This window comes from Pseudomonas sp. PS01298, assembly GCF_029959745.1.
Taxonomy (GTDB): Bacteria; Pseudomonadota; Gammaproteobacteria; order Pseudomonadales; family Pseudomonadaceae; genus Aquipseudomonas; species Aquipseudomonas aylmerensis.
This window is the reverse complement of the sequence record NZ_JASCPP010000008.1, coordinates 1-17662: the sequence shown is the minus strand read 5'-3', so window position 1 is coordinate 17662 and position 17662 is coordinate 1. Positions and strand designations below refer to the sequence as shown.

Sequence of the window (17662 nt, the reverse complement as noted above, 5' to 3'; positions counted from 1 at the left end):
GTTTCAGGCGTGGAGCCTGAAGCTCGACGCCTGTCGCAGTTGCTGCTCGGCGGCGGACAACGAGGTGAGCGGGCCGCTGATGGCCTCGCCATCGCGTACCAGGTACCAGCAGGCGAGCAACCCCAGTTCCCGCAGAGGGGCGGGGACGGCGCTGCCGATAACGGACATGATTTGAACAGTGGGCATAAGAACCTCCAATCGCTATGGAGGTCACCTTACGGTGCCGGGAGCCGTAGGAAAAATCACCTGGCTCGATAGTCGACATCGACGTGAGGCGTCAGTCCACTACCTGATCGAGCATGTTCACCACTTCCTGCTCACTGAGCAGACCCTTGTGCACCAGGTTTTCAGCCAGCAGCGCGAGGAACTTGGCGCTGCGATGGCCCTCCAGGTGCTTGAGCTCGGTGAGGGCGCTATAGACCTTGCTGGACGTGCACAGGCCAGCGGTGCGATGTGGGTTTTGCGTGGGCATGGTCAGCCGTCCTTGTTGTTATTGAGTGGACAGGATCGATAGTGAGAGTGTGTCGTGACACAAACATGACAGCGCGAGGCCCCATCAAGCAAGTAGACATTGGCCTCAATCATGTGCGATTTCACCCACGTCATTGTCCTCAGAGCGACCTTGGCCGCATAAATTCGGACGTTGCACGCAAAAAAAAGGCCCCGCGTATAAGCGAGGCCTGTTTCAGACAGGACGATTGGGCGTTACCAGCCGCGGCCGTAATAGCCGTGGGGAGGGCCGTAGTAACCACGCGGTGGACCGTAGTAGACCGGTGCCGGGCGGTAGTAGACCTGCTGTTGCACATACACCGGTGGTGGCGGTGCGTAGTAGACGGGTGGTGGGGCGGCATACACCGGCTGAGGTTGCACATATACCGGTTGCTGCACATAGACTTCGCGGGGTTGGCTGGCAACCACGGAGCCTACGACGGCTGCGCCGACTAACGCACCCAAGACAGCCGGGCCACCCCATCCACCACCGTGGGCGGAGGCTTGGCCGGCCATAGCGAGTGCACCGATAAGCAAGGCGATCTTGGGGATTTTACGAATCATGGTCATTCCTCGGTTAGCCCCTGCGCTTGTGGTCTGCAATCAATAGACTCAAGTAATGTCGCGGGGATACTTTTAAGACAACGTATTTCTGAAAAACAGCACGGCCGGTAGGTAAAGGTTGTGTAAGGTCTGTACCGATTTGCTTACTCAAAGGAGTTTTCCATGCAGATGCACCCCAACAAGGACACCCAACTGTGCATGTCACTGTCGGCGCGTCCCGGGAACTTTGGCCTGCGATTCCATAACCATCTGTACGAACAGCTGGGTCTGAACTTCTACTATAAAGCTTTCAGCAGCCAGGATTTGCCCGGCGCGATAGGTGGTATTCGCGCGTTGGGCATACGTGGTTGCGGGGTTTCCATGCCGTTCAAGGAAGCCGCCATTGCCTTGGTGGACGAACTCGACGATTCGGTTCAAGCCATCGACTCTCTGAACACCATCGTCAACACCGACGGCCATCTCAAGGCCTACAACACTGACTACATCGCCATTGAACAACTGCTGAAAAAGCATGCGGTGCCGAAAGCATCGACCTTCGCCCTGCGCGGCAGCGGCGGTATGGCCAAGGCCGTTGCCAGTGCCTTGCGCGACGGCGGTTATGCCAATGGCGTGATCGTCGCGCGCAACGCTGCAGCCGGCCAGGCATTGGCCCGCAACCTTGGGTACGAATGGCAAGCCGACCTGGGTGACCTGCGCCCCCAGATGCTGATCAACGTGACGCCGATCGGCATGACCGGCGGGGCCGAGGCGGATGCGTTGGCGTTCACGGCGCAAGCGGTGGATGCCGCGCAAACGCTGTTCGATGTCGTGGCGATCCCCGCCGAAACGCCGCTGATCGTGCGCGGTCGGGCGCAAGGCAAGCAAGTGATCACGGGCTTGGAAGTCATCGCCATTCAGGCGTTGGAGCAGTTTGTGCTCTACACCGGCGTGCGGCCTACGCAGGAGCAGTTTGAGGCGGCCGTAGCCTTCGCCCGAAGCTGAGGGCTGGCGCCGAGCCAAGTGTGGGATCGGGATTGCTCGCGAATGCGGAGTATCCGTTAAGCATTCATTGACCGACACACCGCCTTCGCGGGCAAGCCCGCTCCCACAGGGGGATCGTGGTATGGCTCGGGTATGGCGGGCGTACGCAGATCAAATGTGGGAGCTGGCTTGCCTGCGAAAGCGGTGGATCAGCCACCGAATGCATCAACTGATACACCGCCTTCGCGAGCAAGCCCGCTCCCACAGGGGAGTCCGGGTATGACTCGGGTTCCCGGGTGTATGGAGATCAAATGTGGGAGCTGGCTTGCCTGCGAAAGCGGTGCATCAGTCACCGAATGCATCAACTGACAGCCCACCTTCGCGAGCAAGCCCGCTCCCACAGGGGGATCCTGGTATGGATCGGGTATGCGGGTGTATGGGGATCAAGTGTGGGAGCTGGCTTGCCTGCGAAAGCGGTGCATCAGCCACCAAATGCATTAACTGACACACCACCTTCGCGAGCAAGCCCGCTCCCACAGGGGGATCCGGGGATGACTCGGGCATGCGGGTGTATGGAGATCAAATGTGGGAGCTGGCTTGCCTGCGAAAGCGGTGGATCGGCCATCAAATGCGTCAACTGACACACCGCCTTCGCGGGCAAGCCCGCTCCCACAAGGGGATCCTGGTATGACTCGGGATCCCGAGTGTATGGAGATCAAATGTGGGAGCTGGCTTGCCTGCGAAAGCGGTGCATCAGCCACCAAATGCATCAACTGACACACCGCCTTCGCGAGCAAGCCCGCTCCCACAGGGGGATCCTGGTATGACTCGGGTATGGCGGGTGTATGGAGAACAAATGTGGGAGCTGGCTTGCCTGCGAAAGCGGTGGATCAGCCACCAAATGCATCAACTGACACACCACCGCCTTCGCGAGCAATCCCGGGTATTCACATTCTAGATGGGTTCAGCCCTGTTCGAGCTGGGCCAGACGCTCTTCCAGTGCTGCAATTCGTGCTTCCAGCTCTTCTATTCGCTCTGCAGAAACCCCCGTACTGCGCTCCACCGGATTCCCGCGCGCCGCGATGATCGCTTCAATATCCGCAGGATCTCCCAGCGCATGGGTATAGCGGTCTTCCCGCTGCCCCGCCTGACGCGGCACCAATACCGCCAGCCCGCGCGCAATCAGGCGTTCGAGCTGATGCACGACCTGCTCGGCATCTTCAAAGTCATGCATGCGCCCGCTGCGCGTCAGCAGTTCGTTGACCGTCTGCGGCCCGCGCAAAAACAACAGCCCGGTGAGGATCACCTGGGCCGGCACCAGTTCCAGCGCCTTGTCCACGCGATGCTCCCAGCGATCGGCGCGGCTGCCCATCACCAGGCGGGTGAAGCCCTGACCTTCGAGCACCCGCAGGCTCTGGCCGACCTGGCCCTGGCTGAGGTTCATCACCGGCTCGCGGCTGGTCTTCTGGTTGCAGGCCAGCACCAGGGCATTGAGGGTCAGGGGGTAGGTTTCCGGGTTGGTCGCCTGTTTTTCGATCAGGCAGCCCAGGACGCGGATTTCCGTGCTGTTCAGGCGCGGCTCAGGGGTGTCGGTGTCGTGCTCGGCGGTCATCGCGCTTTCCCTATGCAGTGAGCGCTCTAGCCTAATCCTGAAAAAATAAAAGACAAGCCGCGCGCGCGGCTGGCGTGTCTATAATCGCCGCTGGTTCAAACCGTGCCATTACCCCATGAGACTGCCATGACTATTTCCCTGTACGCCGCTTCCGTCCCGGTCTTCAAGCAAATGCTCACCGCCCTGAGCGATGTGCTGAACAAAGCCGAAGCCCATGCCACCGCCAAGAACATCGAGCCCAACGCCTTGCTGCAGGCACGTCTGTTCCCGGACATGTTCCAGCTGGTGCGCCAGGTGCAGATCGCCGTCGACTTCGCCAAGGGCGTTTCCGCGCGCCTGGCCGAGATCGAAGTGCCTAAATACGAAGACTCCGAAGTGACCTTCGCCGACCTGCAGGCGCTGATCGCCAAGGTCCTGGCTTTTGTCGACAGCATCAAGCCCGAGCAAATCGACGGCAAGGAAGGCATCGAAATCATCACCCGTCCAGGCACGCCGAAAGAGAAGCGCTTCAGCGGCCAGTCCTACCTGCTGACCTACGGCCTGCCGCAGTTCTTCTTCCACGTCACCACGGCCTACGCCTTGCTGCGTCACAACGGTGTGGAAGTGGGCAAGCGCGACTACATGGGCGCGTTCTAAGTCGTAACGCCGCAAAGCCCGGTCGATGCCTGCAGGCATCGCCGGGCTTTTTCATGGGCTACACCGACACACTCTGTTAAGATTCAGCATCCTTTTTTCATCCTATCTGCCAGCGAACCTTCGGGTTGTCGTTGGTGTTGCTGTTTCTGGAGTTTTTGATGCTGTTTCCCATCCTGCTGCTGTCGGCCGCCGGCTTTACCGTGCTGACCACAGAATTCGTCATCGTCGGCCTGCTGCCGTCCATCGCCCGGGACCTGAATGTCAGCGTGTCCCAGGCCGGGCTGCTGGTGACCCTGTTCGCGTTTACCGTGGCGGCATTCGGCCCGTTCCTGACCGCCTACTTCGCGCGTTTCCCACGCAAGCGCCTGTTTATCAGCATCCTGATCCTGTTCGGCGTCGCCAACACCGTGGCCGCGCTGGCGCCGAACATCTGGGTGATGGCATTGGCGCGCTTGATCCCGGCCTTGGGCCTGCCGGTGTTCTGGGCGCTGGCCAGTGAAACGGCAGTGGATATCGTCGGCCCCGAATACGCCGGGCGCGCCATCGAGAAAATCGGCTTTGGCATCGTCTGCGCCACGGTGTTCGGCATTCCGGTGGGTACGCTGATTTCGGATATGTTCGGCTGGCGCACCGCCTTTGCCATTCTTGCCGTGGTCGCGCTGGCCAAGGCCGTGCTGCTGTTCATCTACCTGCCGGTGACGCAGCCGAAGAACGACCAGGTGACGTTGCGCTCGCAGTTCAAGATCCTGCGCAACCCGCTGATGCAGGGCCACATCCTGCTGTCGATCCTGGTGTTCAGTGGCATGTTCACCGCCTACACCTACCTGGCCGACATCCTTGAGCGCCTGGCCGGCTTCGACGGCACCCTGGTGGGTTGGTGCCTGATGGGCTTTGGCGCGGTCGGGTTGCTCGGCAACTCACTGGGCGGGCGTGCGGTGGATCGGCACCCGCTGATTGCCTCCATGGTGTTCTGCGGCTTCATGATCGCGGGCATGGTTGCGCTGGTGCCGGCGATTCATTCCACCGTTGGCCTGGCCGCGGCGATGGCCGTGTGGGGTGTGACCCAGGCGGCGATGTTCCTGGTCAGCCACGTGCGGCTGATGAAGGCCGCGCCCCATGCGCCGGCGTTTGCGGCGTCGCTGAATATCGCCGGGGCCAATCTCGGGATCGGCCTGGGGGCGATGGTCGGCGGGCACGTGATCGACACCCTCGGCCTGGGCAGCCTGGGCTTCGCGGCTTCCGGCTTTATCCTGGTGTCGATCCTGCTGGCGTTGTGGCTGATGACCGCCAAGCCTACAGCGACCTGCAGCTGACTCAGATGGGCGCGGGCAGGGCGGTAAACAGCTCGCGCCGTGCCCCTTCGGTGATTGCCACGATGCCGGGGTGCTTGACCTTGCGCTCCACCGAGATCGCATAGAAGGACTCGGTGACCGCGTCGGTCTGGCCCATCAACACCACGCCGTACTGGCGCACCACCTCATCGGCGATCACGCTGGGCGCGATGAAGATCCCGCTGCCGGATTGGCCAAAGGCCTGCATCAAGGCGCTGTCATCGAACTCGCCGATGATCTTCGGCTGAATCTGCTGTTCGGCAAACCAGCGTTGCAAACGGCTGCGCACCACGGTTTCCGCACCCGGAATCAACAGCGGCGCACCGTGCAGGCACTGTGGGAAATCTCCCGCATACCGGTCAGCCAACGCCCGGGTGGCGAAAAAGCTGATGCCACATTCCCCCAGTCTCTGGCTGTAGCCTTTAATGTCCAGGTGCGTAGGCATAGGGCTGTCGGAGATCACCAGGTCCAAGCGCTGGATCGCCAGATCGGCCAATAACCGTTCGAGTTTGTCTTCACGGCAGGTGATGCGGATCGGCTCGCTCAATTCCATGGTCGGCGCAATCAAGCGATAGACGATGGACTTGGGCACCACATCCGCCACCCCGACCCGGAACAGGATCTGCTGCTCATTCGGTTGCGCGCGCAGCATCGCCTCCAATTCATTGCCGGTCTGGAACATCTGCTCGGCATAGGGCAGGGCGCGGCGCCCGGCTTCGGTCAGCTCCAGCTGGCGGCCGACCCGCTGAAACAGCGCGATGCCGAAGGTCTGTTCGAGCAGGCTGATCTGCCCGCTGATGGTCTGGGGTGTGAGGTTCAGTTGCTCGCAAGCGCGCACGATGCTGCCGGTCTTGGCCACGACCCAGAAATAATGCAATTGACGATAATTGAGCATGCTGTGCATCACTTCGTAAAAACCGAAGTATACGCGAGAAAAATACGAATTTTCCTGAACTGTTCGCCTGCATAGAATGCCTCGCTATCGAGGGGCCAGTATTTGGACCCAATGGTTCTAACGAGGAATACATCATGAAACTCAATTCCCTGGGCGCGGCGTCGGTGCTTGCGCTTTCATTGGTGATGATCAGTGGTTGCGATCAAGTCGAAAAAAGCGCGCAGCAAGTGATCGGCAAAGCCACCGAGTCGGCCAAGCAGGCCATCGATGACACGCACAAGGCCGCCGAGCAGGCATTGAGTGAAGCAACCCAAGGCTTGATCAGTCCTGAAAAGCAGGAAGACGAGCAAGAAGAATCGAACAGTAACAAAGAAGCCTAATTTCCCAGCACAACGTCAGGACTGACCTATGGACTACCTTTTACAACTGGCCGCCAGCCCCACCGCCTGGGTCGCCCTGGCGACCTTGATCGTGATGGAAATCGTGCTGGGTATCGATAACCTGATCTTCATCTCGATCCTCACCAACAAATTGCCGGAAAAGCATCGTGCCAAGGCGCGTCGCATCGGCATCAGCATGGCGTTGGTGTTGCGCCTGGGCCTGTTGAGTACCATCGCATTTATCGTGCAGTTGACCACGCCGGTGTTCGAAGTCCTCGGCCAGGCATTTTCGTGGAAGGACATGATCCTGATCGCCGGTGGTCTGTTCCTGGTGTGGAAGGCCACCACCGAGATCCACCACAGCATGGACCCTGAGCCGGAAGAAAAGGAAACCACCGGTAATGTCGTGTCCATCGGTTTTGCCGCGGCGATCGGCCAGATCCTGATGCTCGACCTGGTGTTCTCCATCGACAGCATCATTACGGCCGTGGGCATGACCGAGCACCTGCCGATCATGATCATTGCCGTGGTGACCTCGGTGATCGTGATGCTGGTGGCGGCCGAGCCGCTGGCCAAGTTCATCAACGACAACCCGACCGTGGTGATGCTGGCCCTGGGCTTCCTGATCATGATCGGCATGACCCTGATCGCCGAAGGCTTCGGTGCCCATGTGCCTAAAGGCTATGTGTATGCAGCCATGGCGTTCTCGGCCGTGATCGAGTGCCTGAACATCGCCCGACGCAACCGCCACAAGCGTTTGCTCGCTGCCCGCCAGTAATCGCTGAAACAAACCGGCCGGCTGTGCTCACCAGAGCCCAGCCGGCCTTTTGCTGTCTGCTAGAATCCGCCCACTTGATAGATTGAGGTCCACCATGAACGAGCCGATTCGCCTTACCCAGTACAGCCACGGCGCCGGGTGTGGCTGCAAGATTTCGCCGCAGGTGCTGGAAGTGATCCTCGCCGGCAGCGGCGCGCAGAACCTCGACCCCAACCTGTGGGTGGGCAACGCCTCCCGCGACGACGCGGCGGTGTATGCCATCGACGACGAGCGTGGCGTAGTGTCCACCACCGACTTTTTCATGCCGATTGTCGATGACCCCTTCGACTTCGGCCGGATCGCCGCGACCAACGCGATCAGCGACATCTACGCCATGGGCGGCGATCCGTTGATGGCTATCGCGATTCTTGGCTGGCCAGTGAATGTGCTGGCGCCGGAGATCGCCCGCGAAGTGATCCGTGGCGGTCGCTCGGTGTGCGACGAAGCCGGGATTCCGCTGGCGGGTGGACACTCCATCGACGCACCTGAGCCGATCTTCGGCCTGGCCGTGACCGGCCTCGTGCAAAAACGCCACATGAAGCGCAACGACACCGCCACCGTCGGCTGCCGCCTGTACCTGACCAAGCCGCTGGGCATCGGCATCCTCACCACTGCCGAAAAGAAGGGCAAGTTGCGCGAGGCGGATATCGGCCTGGCCCGTGACTGGATGTGCACGCTGAACAAGCCGGGCAGCCGCTTCGGCAAGTTGGCGGGAGTGACCGCCATGACCGATGTCACTGGTTTCGGCCTGTTGGGCCACTTGGTGGAAATGGCTGACGGCAGCGGCGTAACGGCGCGCATCGAATACGCCAAAGTCCCACGCCTGCCGGGGATCGAGGACTATCTGGACCAGGGCTGCATGCCCGGCGGCACCTTGCGTAACTTCGACAGCTACTCAAGCAAGATCGGACGCTTGCAGGAGTTGCACAAGCGCGTGCTGTGCGACCCGCAGACCAGCGGCGGCCTGCTGATCGCGGTAACCCCGGAAGGTGACGCGCAATTCCACACCGTGGCCGCCGAACTGGGCCTGAGCCTTGAGCCGATCGGTACACTGGTTGAGCGACAGACCCACGCGGTAGAGGTGTTTTGATGGCGACTGACATCACCGACTACCGCGACATCTTCCTCAACGACCGGCCGATGATGGACACCCGCGCGCCGGTTGAATTCGTCAAGGGTGCCTTTCCCGGCGTGATCAACCTGCCGCTGATGACCGATGACGAGCGCCAGCGCGTCGGCACCTGCTACAAGCAGCAGGGCCAGCAAGCCGCCATCGTGCTGGGGCATGAGTTGGTATCAGGCGCGATCAAGGCCGAGCGTATCGAGCACTGGGCGCGGTTTGCCCAGGCCAATCCTGACGGCTACCTGTATTGCTTTCGTGGCGGGCTGCGCTCGCAGATCGTGCAGCAATGGCTGAAAACCGACGCTGGCATCGATTACCCGCGCGTCGGCGGTGGCTACAAGGCCATGCGCACCTTTCTGCTGGAGACCCTTGACCAGGCGGCGGCCCAGTGTGATTTCGTGTTGCTCGGCGGCATGACCGGCACCGGCAAGACCGAAGTCCTCGGCCAATTGCGCAATGCACTGGACCTGGAAGGCCACGCCAACCACCGGGGTTCGAGCTTCGGCAAGCGGGCCACGGCGCAACCGTCCAACATCGACTTCGAAAACCGCCTGGCAGTGGACCTGTTGAAAAAACGCGCGGCGGGCATCGAGCAATTTGTCGTCGAGGACGAAAGCCGCATGATCGGCAGTTGCGCGCTGCCATTACCGTTGCACAAGGGCATGCAGACCTTTGCGATGGTGTGGTTGGAGGACAGCGTCGAAGGCCGCGTCGAGCGGATCCTGCGCGATTATGTCGTCGACCTGTGCGCGGAATTTATCGCGGTGTTTGGCGAGCAGGGCCAGGCATTGTTTGCCGAGCGCCTGACGCAGAGCCTGGCCAATATCCACAAGCGCCTGGGCGGTGAGCGTTCCCAGCGTTTGCAGGTGATCATGCAAGAGGCGCTGGCGGAACAGGCGCGCAGTGGCGCCGTGGAGTTGCACAGGGTGTGGATCGAGTGTTTGCTGCGCGAGTATTACGACCCGATGTACGCCTTCCAGCGCGAAAGCAAAGGCGCGCGGATCGAGTTTGCGGGGGAGCAGGGCGCGGTGCTGGAGTATCTGCGCGAACGGGTTGCCAGACGCGCATAAAGGGCGGGCGAGAAGCCTCTTAGCCAGCAAGCCTGCACCCGCATTTGACCGGGTTCCTCCAGGGTAACCACCGTCGAATGTAGGCGCGGGCCTGCTCACGCTTCATTCAGACGCTAAAGAATCACCGCTCCAATCAAGCCGCATACCACCCCGACGAGCATGGTCAGCCCGGCCACCGTCACCAGCACTCGCGCGTCGAAATCCTTGCGCAGCATCAACAGCGACGGCAGGCTCACGCTCGGCAAGGTCATCAGCAGGGCCACGGCCGGGCCGGTGCCCATGCCCAGGGTCATCATGGTTTGGACGATGGGAATCTCGGCAGCGGTGGGAATCACGAACAGCGTGCCGACAATCGCCAGCGGCACCAGCCACACCAGGCTGTTGGCCATGGCGCCGTCCACATGCGGGAACAGCCACACTCGCGCAGCGCCCAGCACCAGCACGGCGAGGATATACACCGGGATGGTGCTCCAGAACAGCTGCCACAGGGTGCGCAGCCAGCGCCCGAGGAAAGGCTGCGCATCCGCCTGGCTGACGTCGGCGACTGCCTCCAGTGCCGCTTCCGGCACCTGGTCCGGCCGTGCGATGCGCTGTGCTACCAGCGACACACCGACCACCAGCACAATGCCCGCCACCAGCCGCAAGGCGGTAAAGCCCCAGCCGAGTACAAAGCCCATGAACACCAGCGTCGCCGGGTTGAGTACCGGGTTGGCGATCCAGAACGCCAGCGCCGCGCCCACCGACACCTGCTGGCGGCGCATGCCCGCCGCGACCGGTGCCGCGCAGCAACTGCACATCATCCCCGGCAAGGCGAACAGCCCGCCGCGCAGGGTCGATCCCAGCCCGGCGCGGCCAAACAGGCGCAGCAACCAGTCGCGGGGGATCAGCACCTGCAGCAGCGAGCCGAGGATCACCGCCAATACGGCGGCTTTCCAGATCGCCAGGAAATACACTTGGGCATACGCCAGCGCTGCCGCCAGCGGCGAGCTTTGCTGGTCATTGAGGATCGAGGCACCGATGTTGTGGTTATCCGCGGCCACAAACGCCTTGAGGTAGTAGGGCGACCACTTCACGTAGTAGAGGCCGACACAGGCGACCAGCAGGAACAGCGCTGGTTTCCACCAGAAAGACCAACCCCGGGAGGGCTGGGGGGAGGTGAGGTTGGGCATGGGGATGATCCGCAGATGAGTCAATAGCGGCGCATCATACGCTCTCAGCTATCGGCGCTCACCTGCGTGGGGAGCGGGCAGGTCTCTTCGCCGTTGTCCAGGCCCTGTTTATAGTTGCGGCTCAGCAGCGAGGCCTTGCCGTTGTGCCAGGTCAATGTCAGCACGTACAGCGAGTCGTAGTCGCTGCCCGACCAGTCGTCGGTGATGGTGTGTTTCTCGCCCGAGGCCTCGCTGGCCACTTTGTTGATCAACTCCGGCAGGTAGCCGTGGGACCAGGCGGTATAGATGATCGAGTTGTGGTACTTGTCCTCGACCAGCTCATCGGCAAGGGCGCTGGTGTCATTCGCCGAAAACTTGATGTTGACCGGCAGACCCAGCTTGATGGCGCTGGGGCTGATGGTCATCAGCGGCCGAATGTAGCTGTAGGAGTTGTCCAGCTCGCCTTCCTCGACATTGCGCGTCGGGTTGGCCGCGAACACGAAATTGGCCTTGCCGAATTTTTCCGGCAATACCGTGGCCAGGTTCATCGCCCGGTTGAGGCCCTGGCAATTGAGTTGCCCGAGGCCACCGGCGGGTTTCTCTCCGTGGCGCAGGAATACCAGGGTTTGCACGCCGTCGACCTGTTCGGCGCTGCTGATGCGCGATTCCAGGGTCAGGCCGATGGCGCCGCCGACCAGCAGCAGCGGCAACATGATGTAGGAGTAGCGTTTGAGGCGCAGCGCAAGGCACAGAGGCTTGATGGTCATGAGTGTCGAGTCTTCGGTGCTTCGGATTAAGGCGGACAAGCCCGGCCCCAGTGACGCATCCGGCGTCCTGCGGTGTTCCTTGTCGATAAAGCGAGGTGCCTCCATTCACCGTAAGAGCGCACTTAAGAGTGTGCCTGGGCCTATTGGTTCGCCCATGCGGGATATTAGCCAGCGGATGTTGCGCATTGATGACCCATGCAGGACAGGTGACAGCTGGCTATCATGGAGGCTTTGCGCACAGGGACTTCCCGATGAACTCAATCGCCGCCTTCCCGATCAACAGTAAATGGCCTGCACAGCATCCGGACCGCCTGCAACTGTACTCGCTGCCCACGCCCAACGGGGTAAAAGTCTCGATCATGCTCGAAGAGCTGGGGCTGCCTTATGAGGCACACAAAGTCAGCTTCGAGACCCAGGACCAACTGTCGGCGGAATTTCTCTCGCTGAACCCCAACAACAAGATCCCCGCGATCATTGACCCGAACGGCCCCAGCGGGCAGCCGCTGGCCCTGTTCGAATCCGGCGCGATCCTGATTTACCTGGCGGAAAAAACCAGCCAGTTGCTGTCTGAAGACCCGGCGACACGTTACGAAACCATTCAGTGGCTGATGTTTCAGATGGCCGGTATCGGCCCGATGTTCGGTCAGGTGGGCTTTTTCAATAAGTTCGCCGGCAAGGCCTACGAAGACAAGCGTCCCCGTGACCGCTACGCCGCCGAATCCCGGCGTTTGCTCGATGTCCTGGAAAAGCGCCTGTTGGGCCGCACCTGGATCATGGGCGATGAGTACAGCATTGCCGACATCGCAACCTTTCCGTGGATCCGCAACCTGATCGGCTTCTACGAATCCGGCGACCTGGTGGGCATTGCCGACTTCCCTAACGTACTGCGCGCGCTGGACGGCTTTGTTGCCCGGCCGGCGGTCATCCGTGGCCTGAACATACCGAGCTGACCCATGCCGACTTTCGATTTCAAGCAGCTGGATGTGTTCAGCAACGTCGCGCTCAAGGGCAACCCGCTGGCCGTGGTGCTCGGCGCCGACAGCCTCAGCGATGCGCAAATGGCGGATTTCGCCCGTTGGACCAATCTCAGTGAAACCACGTTTTTGCTGACGCCCCGCGATCCACGGGCGGACTACCGGGTGCGCATTTTCACCACCTTGCAGGAACTGCCTTTCGCCGGCCATCCGACCTTGGGCAGTTGCCATGCGTGGCTGCAGGCCGGGGGCGTACCCCACGGCGAGGAGATCATCCAGGAATGCGAGATCGGCCTGGTACGCATCCGGCGCCAGGGCGATGAGCTGGCGTTCATCGCGCCGCCGCTGTTGCGTTCAGGTCCAGTCGACGCGCCATTGCTGGAGCGTGTGCGCCTGGGGTTGGGCCTGGCACCGGGGGCCATCGTGCGCAGCCAGTGGGTTGATAACGGCGCGGGGTGGCTCGCGGTGATGTTGGCTGACCGCCAGCAAGTCCTGGCAGTGCAGCCGGACTTTTCGCAACTGCTGGGGCTGGCCGTGGGTGTGATCGCTCCCTGCAACCCCGCGCATGATGACGTCGACGCGCAGTTTGAGGTGCGTGCCTTTGTCGCAGGCGACGGCGCCCAGGAAGATCCGGCCACCGGCAGCCTGAACGCCGGCGTTGCCCAATGGCTGCTCGGCGAGGGGTTGGCGCCTGAGCGGTATGTGGTCAGCCAGGGCACGGCCATTGGGCGTGCGGGGCGCATTCACGTCGAGCGCCAGGGCGATGAAATCTGGATCGGTGGCGCCGTCGCGGTGTGCATCGCGGGGCGTCTACAGCTCTAGATCAATAAATTATTACGCCCCACGCAATACACTGTTGGGCCCTTGGCATTTGTGTTGCCGGGGCCTGCGGGCATAAGCTTTCGCCCCATTGTTTTCTGCCTCTACTGTTTTACACCCAGTCAGGACCGCCATGACCAGCCAGTTCCCCCAAGCCCGCCCACGCCGCCTGCGCCGCTCCCCGGAGCTGCGTGGCTTGTTCCAGGAAACCGAGTTCACCCTCAACGACCTGGTGTTGCCGATTTTCGTCGAAGAAGAAATCGACGACTTCGTGCCGATCACCAGCATGCCGGGTGTACAGCGTATCCCTGAGAAGAAACTGGCCAGCGAGATCGAGCGTTACGCCCGTGCCGGCATCAAGTCGGTGATGACCTTTGGCGTGTCCCACCACCTCGACGCCAGCGGCAGCGACACCTGGAAGGAACGCGGCCTGGTCTCGCGCATGTCCTCGATCATCAAGGACGCCGTGCCGGAAATGGTGGTGATGTCCGACACCTGCTTCTGCGAATACACCGACCACGGCCACTGCGGCGTGATGCACGGCGCGCATGTCGACAACGACGCGACCCTGGTCAACCTCGGCAAACAAGCCGTGGCGGCCGCCCGCGCGGGCGCTGATGTGATCGCCCCGTCGGCAGCGATGGACGGCCAGGTCCAGGCCATCCGCCGCGCCTTGGACGACGCCGGCTTCACGCATATCCCGATCATGGCCTACTCGACCAAATTCGCCTCGGCCCTCTACGGCCCCTTCCGCGAAGCCGGCGGCAGCGCACTCAAGGGCGACCGCAAAAGCTACCAGATGAACCCGATGAACCGCCGCGAAGCCGTGCGCGAATCACTGCTGGATGAACAGGAAGGCGCAGACGCCCTGATGGTCAAGCCGGCCGGAGCCTACCTCGACATCATCCGCGACATCCGCGAGGCGTCGCGCCTGCCGGTTGCGGCCTATCAAGTGAGCGGCGAGTACGCGATGATCAAGTTCGGCGCTCAGGCGGGCGCGATCGATGAGGATCGGGTCGTACGTGAGACGTTGGGGTCGATCAAGCGTGCGGGGGCGGACTTGATTTTCACTTATTTCGCTATGGACTTGGCGTTGGCTGGTATCTGAAGAAACCGCACAGCCCTGTGGTGAGGGAGCTTTCTTTCCACAGGGTGGATGATTGGTGAGTGGTCATCTGGTCGAACTCATAGGCGCCGATAATTCAGTTCAATCGGCGTCTATAGACACTATCCATGCTTCGTAAAATCGGCGCTGTTCCTCTGGGTCGTTGGTGAGATTCTGGTCTTCATAGTCAAATATGTGGACCAAATTTTCTCGGGTTGCGCGTTTTCCTAGCGTCAACTCATAGGCAACCAGCCCTCCGCTCATCTGCGAGGCCATGCTTGAGGGCGTGACGTTTATCTTGGCACCTTTGCAAAGAAATTGTATTGAAGGGAAGTCGGCCCTGACTTTTGCCAGGCACCTATACATGTCTTCGGCGCTATAAATTTTTTTGAAGTTGTCCGCTTCGGAAAACATCAATTTTATTTCAGTGGCGTCATACTTGAAGGTGACGTCTTTTTCTATGTTGTTAATTATTGCTTTGATTTTTTTTGTTTTCATTTTGTTTTCCTGTTCGGGTTTGGAATTGAATAGCCCGTATAGCTGCCGTCAGGGTTTACAGGTGTCATTCCTAAAACATCCTCTGGGTCTATTTTCTCATGGATGGCAAACTCCTTTTCATTTGCGAAAGGTGTCCTTTTACCAAGTTCTAAATTGACGTCATGCCCTGCGATACTTTTTATGACATACAAGTAACCTTCTCGCGTTCCGTAACCCGTTGCAAAGTCTATAGCAGTCATCCTGGAGGGCGAAGTACTTATAAAATTACTTAGCGGATCGTTGCTGTTCACGGCGTGGAGATAAAGGTCGTTGCTATCCCCTTTGCTCTTGAAGCCTTGTTTGAAAACTTTCTCTGGTGGATTTCTGTCTCCACGAAACAAATAGTCCTCTTCATCAGTTGAGTTTGGTGGTTCAGGTTCATCTTTGTGAACTTTTGCTTTTGCCGAAGGCTCGTCCGCTATGGATTCGGGTTTGCACCCGTCGCCACCTGGGCACGTATTCAAACCTAGTGGATCCACCCACCCTGTAGGGTTGGGTACGTACTGATAGCTGTTAAGTCCACCGGCCAGCTTCACCGGGTCCGGCGTCAGGTAGCGACCAGTATCCGGATTGTAGTAGCGATGGCGGTTGTAGTGCAGCCCGCTTTCCTGATCAAAGTACTGGCCTTGGAAGCGCAGCGGGTTGTCGACTTTTCCGACGTCTAGGCGGCTGATTTCTCCGTAGGCACGGTAATGCGCGGACCAGACGATTTCGCCATCCGGGGCGGTGAGTTCCTGTGGGGTGCCCAGGTGGTCGAGTTGGTAGTGGTAGGGCTTGGTGTCCTTCGGGCCGAAGCCTTCCAACAGGGCGAGCGGGCGGAAGCTATTCGGTTCGTAGAGATAGCTGCGATGCCGATCCGCGTGATGTTCGGCAATCAGCTTGTCGCCTTGCCAGAAAAACTCCGTGGTTATGTCATCAACGGTTTTGCTGATTCGCCGCCCAAACGGGTCGTAGCGGTAGCGGGCCGTCTGCCCGTTGGGCTGAGTGATACCGATCAACCGATGCTGGCAGTCGTAGCGGTATTCGGTGATCAGCGCGTGCCCACGGCCACGTCGTTCGCGAATCAAGTTGCCGAAGGCGTCATACTCGTAATGGCGGTCGCCCTGGATCATCAGCCGGTTACCAGCAACGATGTCCGGCCCTGGGCGGTCTTGCATCAGCAGGTTGCTGGCTGGGTCGTGGCCGAAGCGTTCTTGCACATCCTGCGAGTGGTCGGCGCGGGTCAGGCGGGCGAGGGGGTCGTAGTGGTAGTGGTGTTCGCCTTTGCGGGTGTCGAGCAGGCGGGTGAGGTTGCCGGATTTGTCGTAGTCGTACTGGCGTTGGTAAATCGCGCCTTCGACGTCGCTTATACCGTGAGCGGACAGACGTCCTTGAGCGTTGTATTGGTAACTGCTGAGTAGCTTGCCTTGGCCTCGTTGGTGTTCGCGGCCTGCATCGAAAAGGTGAGTGGTGAGCGTCTGGTCATTTAACTCGACCTTCGCCAGTTGCCCTCCCTTATCGTGTTTGAACACCACGCGATTGTTATCGGGCAGACGCAGGTGTTGCAGCTGCCCGCAAGGATCGTAGCCGTAGCGCAAGGTGCCCCAGCCCTGGTGTTCGGCGGTGAGGCGGTTTTGCGCATCGTATTCGTAGGCGAGCGCCCAGTGGCCATCGTCGACGCTAAGGAGGTTGCCTTGGCGGTCGTAGGCATAATCGACGACGCTGGCATCGGGAAGTACTTTTCTTACGAGACGGCCAGCGTGATCTCGCTCATAACGGGTAACCAGCTGACTGCCATCGTCGCCGTACTCAGTTTTTTCCTGCAGTTTGCCGTTGAGGTCGTAGGCATAAGCCGTCCGTTGGCCGTCGAAGCCGACTTCCTGCTGGATCAGGCCATTGAGGTGATAGTCGAGTGTGTAGGTCTCGCCAACCTCGTTCTCGATCTCAGTGAGCAACAGCCGCACGTTGTCGTAACGGTATTTGACCTGGCTGCCATCGGCATTGATGCGCCGACTGATCAGGTGCAAGCCATCGGCGTATTCGTAGCGGGTGACATGCCCTAGCTCATCACGCTCGGAGGTGATCTTTCCGTAGGGGTTGTAGCTGTATTCCCGCGCCGCACCACCTGGCAACACGACACGAGTCAATCGACCGACGCTGTCCCACTGATACTCGGTCAGCGCCCCATGCTCATCCTCACGCGCCACCTGCCGCCCGAGATCGTCATAGCGGTAGCGCTTGACGCCGCCATTTGGCAGTTGTTCTTCCAGCAACTGACCACGCTCATTCCACACCAGCCGATGGCAGCTGTTGTCGGGAAACCAGACCCCGGCCAGTTGCCCCTGCTTGTCGTAGCTGTAGTCCGTAGCATTGCCGTCGGGATCAGTCTTACGAACGATATCGCCCTGATCATTACGCTCGTATTTCCAGGCAGCTTCACCACGCCTTACCACCCG

19 protein-coding genes are annotated in these 17662 nt (G+C 60.4%); 10 read left to right on the top strand and 9 right to left on the bottom strand.

The window, feature by feature from the left end; all coding sequences use genetic code 11:
* Window positions 1-3: 3 nt before the first annotated feature.
* The 3 genes from QMX97_RS05565 to QMX97_RS05555 all read right to left on the bottom strand — a co-directional run bounded on the left by QMX97_RS05565 (window position 4) and on the right by QMX97_RS05555 (window position 1059).
* Complete coding sequence (locus QMX97_RS05565; protein ID WP_065907128.1) at window positions 4-186, bottom strand: hypothetical protein; 183 nt, start codon at window positions 184-186, stop codon at window positions 4-6.
* Window positions 187-277: 91 nt separating this feature from the next.
* On the bottom strand, window positions 278-472 hold the full coding sequence (locus QMX97_RS05560; protein WP_065907127.1) for a hypothetical protein: 195 nt from the start codon (window positions 470-472) through the stop codon (window positions 278-280).
* Window positions 473-705: 233 nt separating this feature from the next.
* On the bottom strand, window positions 706-1059 hold the full coding sequence (locus QMX97_RS05555; protein ID WP_065907126.1) for a hypothetical protein: 354 nt from the start codon (window positions 1057-1059) through the stop codon (window positions 706-708).
* A 156-nt stretch (window positions 1060-1215) separates the two neighbouring features.
* Between QMX97_RS05555 and QMX97_RS05550 the strand changes: the two genes are divergently transcribed.
* Window positions 1216-2034, top strand: a complete 819-nt coding sequence (locus QMX97_RS05550; protein ID WP_282396358.1) for a shikimate 5-dehydrogenase — start codon at window positions 1216-1218, stop codon at window positions 2032-2034.
* 943 nt (window positions 2035-2977) lie between these two features.
* Here QMX97_RS05550 and QMX97_RS05545 read toward each other — a convergent pair.
* Entirely contained in the window at window positions 2978-3625 is a 648-nt protein-coding gene (locus QMX97_RS05545) for a DUF480 domain-containing protein (RefSeq protein WP_065907123.1), read from the bottom strand.
* A gap of 126 nt (window positions 3626-3751) precedes the next feature.
* On the opposite strand from QMX97_RS05545, the gene QMX97_RS05540 reads away from it, so the two are divergent.
* Together QMX97_RS05540 and QMX97_RS05535 are read left to right on the top strand one after the other, a co-directional pair.
* The gene (locus QMX97_RS05540) at window positions 3752-4261 is read left to right on the top strand and encodes a DUF1993 domain-containing protein (RefSeq protein WP_065907120.1); all 510 of its coding nucleotides are present in this window, start codon (window positions 3752-3754) and stop codon (window positions 4259-4261) included.
* Window positions 4262-4419: 158 nt separating this feature from the next.
* Window positions 4420-5574 (top strand): MFS transporter, encoded by a 1155-nt coding sequence (locus QMX97_RS05535; RefSeq protein WP_201143918.1) that lies wholly within the window; start codon window positions 4420-4422, stop codon window positions 5572-5574.
* 1 nt (window position 5575) lies between these two features.
* Here the strand turns inward: QMX97_RS05535 and nhaR are convergent, their stop codons facing one another.
* Window positions 5576-6487, bottom strand: coding sequence for a transcriptional activator NhaR (nhaR, locus tag QMX97_RS05530; protein ID WP_282396356.1), 912 nt, complete (start codon window positions 6485-6487; stop codon window positions 5576-5578).
* A 134-nt stretch (window positions 6488-6621) separates the two neighbouring features.
* On the opposite strand from nhaR, the gene QMX97_RS05525 reads away from it, so the two are divergent.
* The 4 genes from QMX97_RS05525 (at window position 6622) to mnmH (ending at window position 9877) form a co-directional block, all read left to right on the top strand.
* Window positions 6622-6867, top strand: coding sequence for a hypothetical protein (locus QMX97_RS05525; RefSeq protein ID WP_065907113.1), 246 nt, complete (start codon window positions 6622-6624; stop codon window positions 6865-6867).
* Window positions 6868-6895: 28 nt separating this feature from the next.
* Window positions 6896-7645 (top strand): TerC family protein, encoded by a 750-nt coding sequence (locus QMX97_RS05520; protein WP_065907112.1) that lies wholly within the window; start codon window positions 6896-6898, stop codon window positions 7643-7645.
* 94 nt (window positions 7646-7739) lie between these two features.
* Window positions 7740-8774: a selenide, water dikinase SelD gene (selD, locus tag QMX97_RS05515; RefSeq protein WP_106804504.1), complete on the top strand. Its 1035-nt coding sequence runs from the start codon at window positions 7740-7742 to the stop codon at window positions 8772-8774.
* Complete coding sequence (mnmH, locus tag QMX97_RS05510) at window positions 8774-9877, top strand: tRNA 2-selenouridine(34) synthase MnmH (RefSeq protein WP_065907109.1); 1104 nt, start codon at window positions 8774-8776, stop codon at window positions 9875-9877. The genes selD and mnmH overlap by 1 nt, the downstream gene beginning before the upstream one ends.
* A gap of 113 nt (window positions 9878-9990) precedes the next feature.
* Here the strand turns inward: mnmH and QMX97_RS05505 are convergent, their stop codons facing one another.
* Together QMX97_RS05505 and QMX97_RS05500 are read right to left on the bottom strand one after the other, a co-directional pair.
* The gene (locus QMX97_RS05505) at window positions 9991-11046 is read right to left on the bottom strand and encodes a permease (protein ID WP_065907107.1); all 1056 of its coding nucleotides are present in this window, start codon (window positions 11044-11046) and stop codon (window positions 9991-9993) included.
* A 44-nt stretch (window positions 11047-11090) separates the two neighbouring features.
* Entirely contained in the window at window positions 11091-11792 is a 702-nt protein-coding gene (locus QMX97_RS05500) for a histidine phosphatase family protein (RefSeq protein WP_120448085.1), read from the bottom strand.
* 251 nt (window positions 11793-12043) lie between these two features.
* On the opposite strand from QMX97_RS05500, the gene QMX97_RS05495 reads away from it, so the two are divergent.
* The 3 genes from QMX97_RS05495 to hemB all read left to right on the top strand — a co-directional run bounded on the left by QMX97_RS05495 (window position 12044) and on the right by hemB (window position 14693).
* A complete protein-coding gene (locus QMX97_RS05495) occupies window positions 12044-12742 on the top strand; it encodes a glutathione S-transferase N-terminal domain-containing protein (protein WP_065907103.1) in 699 nt (232 codons plus the stop codon).
* A gap of 3 nt (window positions 12743-12745) precedes the next feature.
* Window positions 12746-13588 (top strand): PhzF family phenazine biosynthesis protein, encoded by an 843-nt coding sequence (locus QMX97_RS05490; RefSeq protein WP_120448087.1) that lies wholly within the window; start codon window positions 12746-12748, stop codon window positions 13586-13588.
* A gap of 130 nt (window positions 13589-13718) precedes the next feature.
* A complete protein-coding gene (hemB, locus tag QMX97_RS05485) occupies window positions 13719-14693 on the top strand; it encodes a porphobilinogen synthase (RefSeq protein ID WP_282396348.1) in 975 nt (324 codons plus the stop codon).
* A gap of 99 nt (window positions 14694-14792) precedes the next feature.
* On the opposite strand, the gene QMX97_RS05480 is transcribed toward hemB, so the two are convergent.
* Together QMX97_RS05480 and QMX97_RS05475 are read right to left on the bottom strand one after the other, a co-directional pair.
* The gene (locus QMX97_RS05480) at window positions 14793-15188 is read right to left on the bottom strand and encodes a hypothetical protein (protein WP_282396347.1); all 396 of its coding nucleotides are present in this window, start codon (window positions 15186-15188) and stop codon (window positions 14793-14795) included.
* Window positions 15185-17662 (bottom strand): RHS repeat-associated core domain-containing protein (locus QMX97_RS05475; RefSeq protein WP_282396346.1); only part of this gene is annotated, 2478 nt, incomplete at its 5' end. The genes QMX97_RS05475 and QMX97_RS05480, both read right to left, overlap by 4 nt.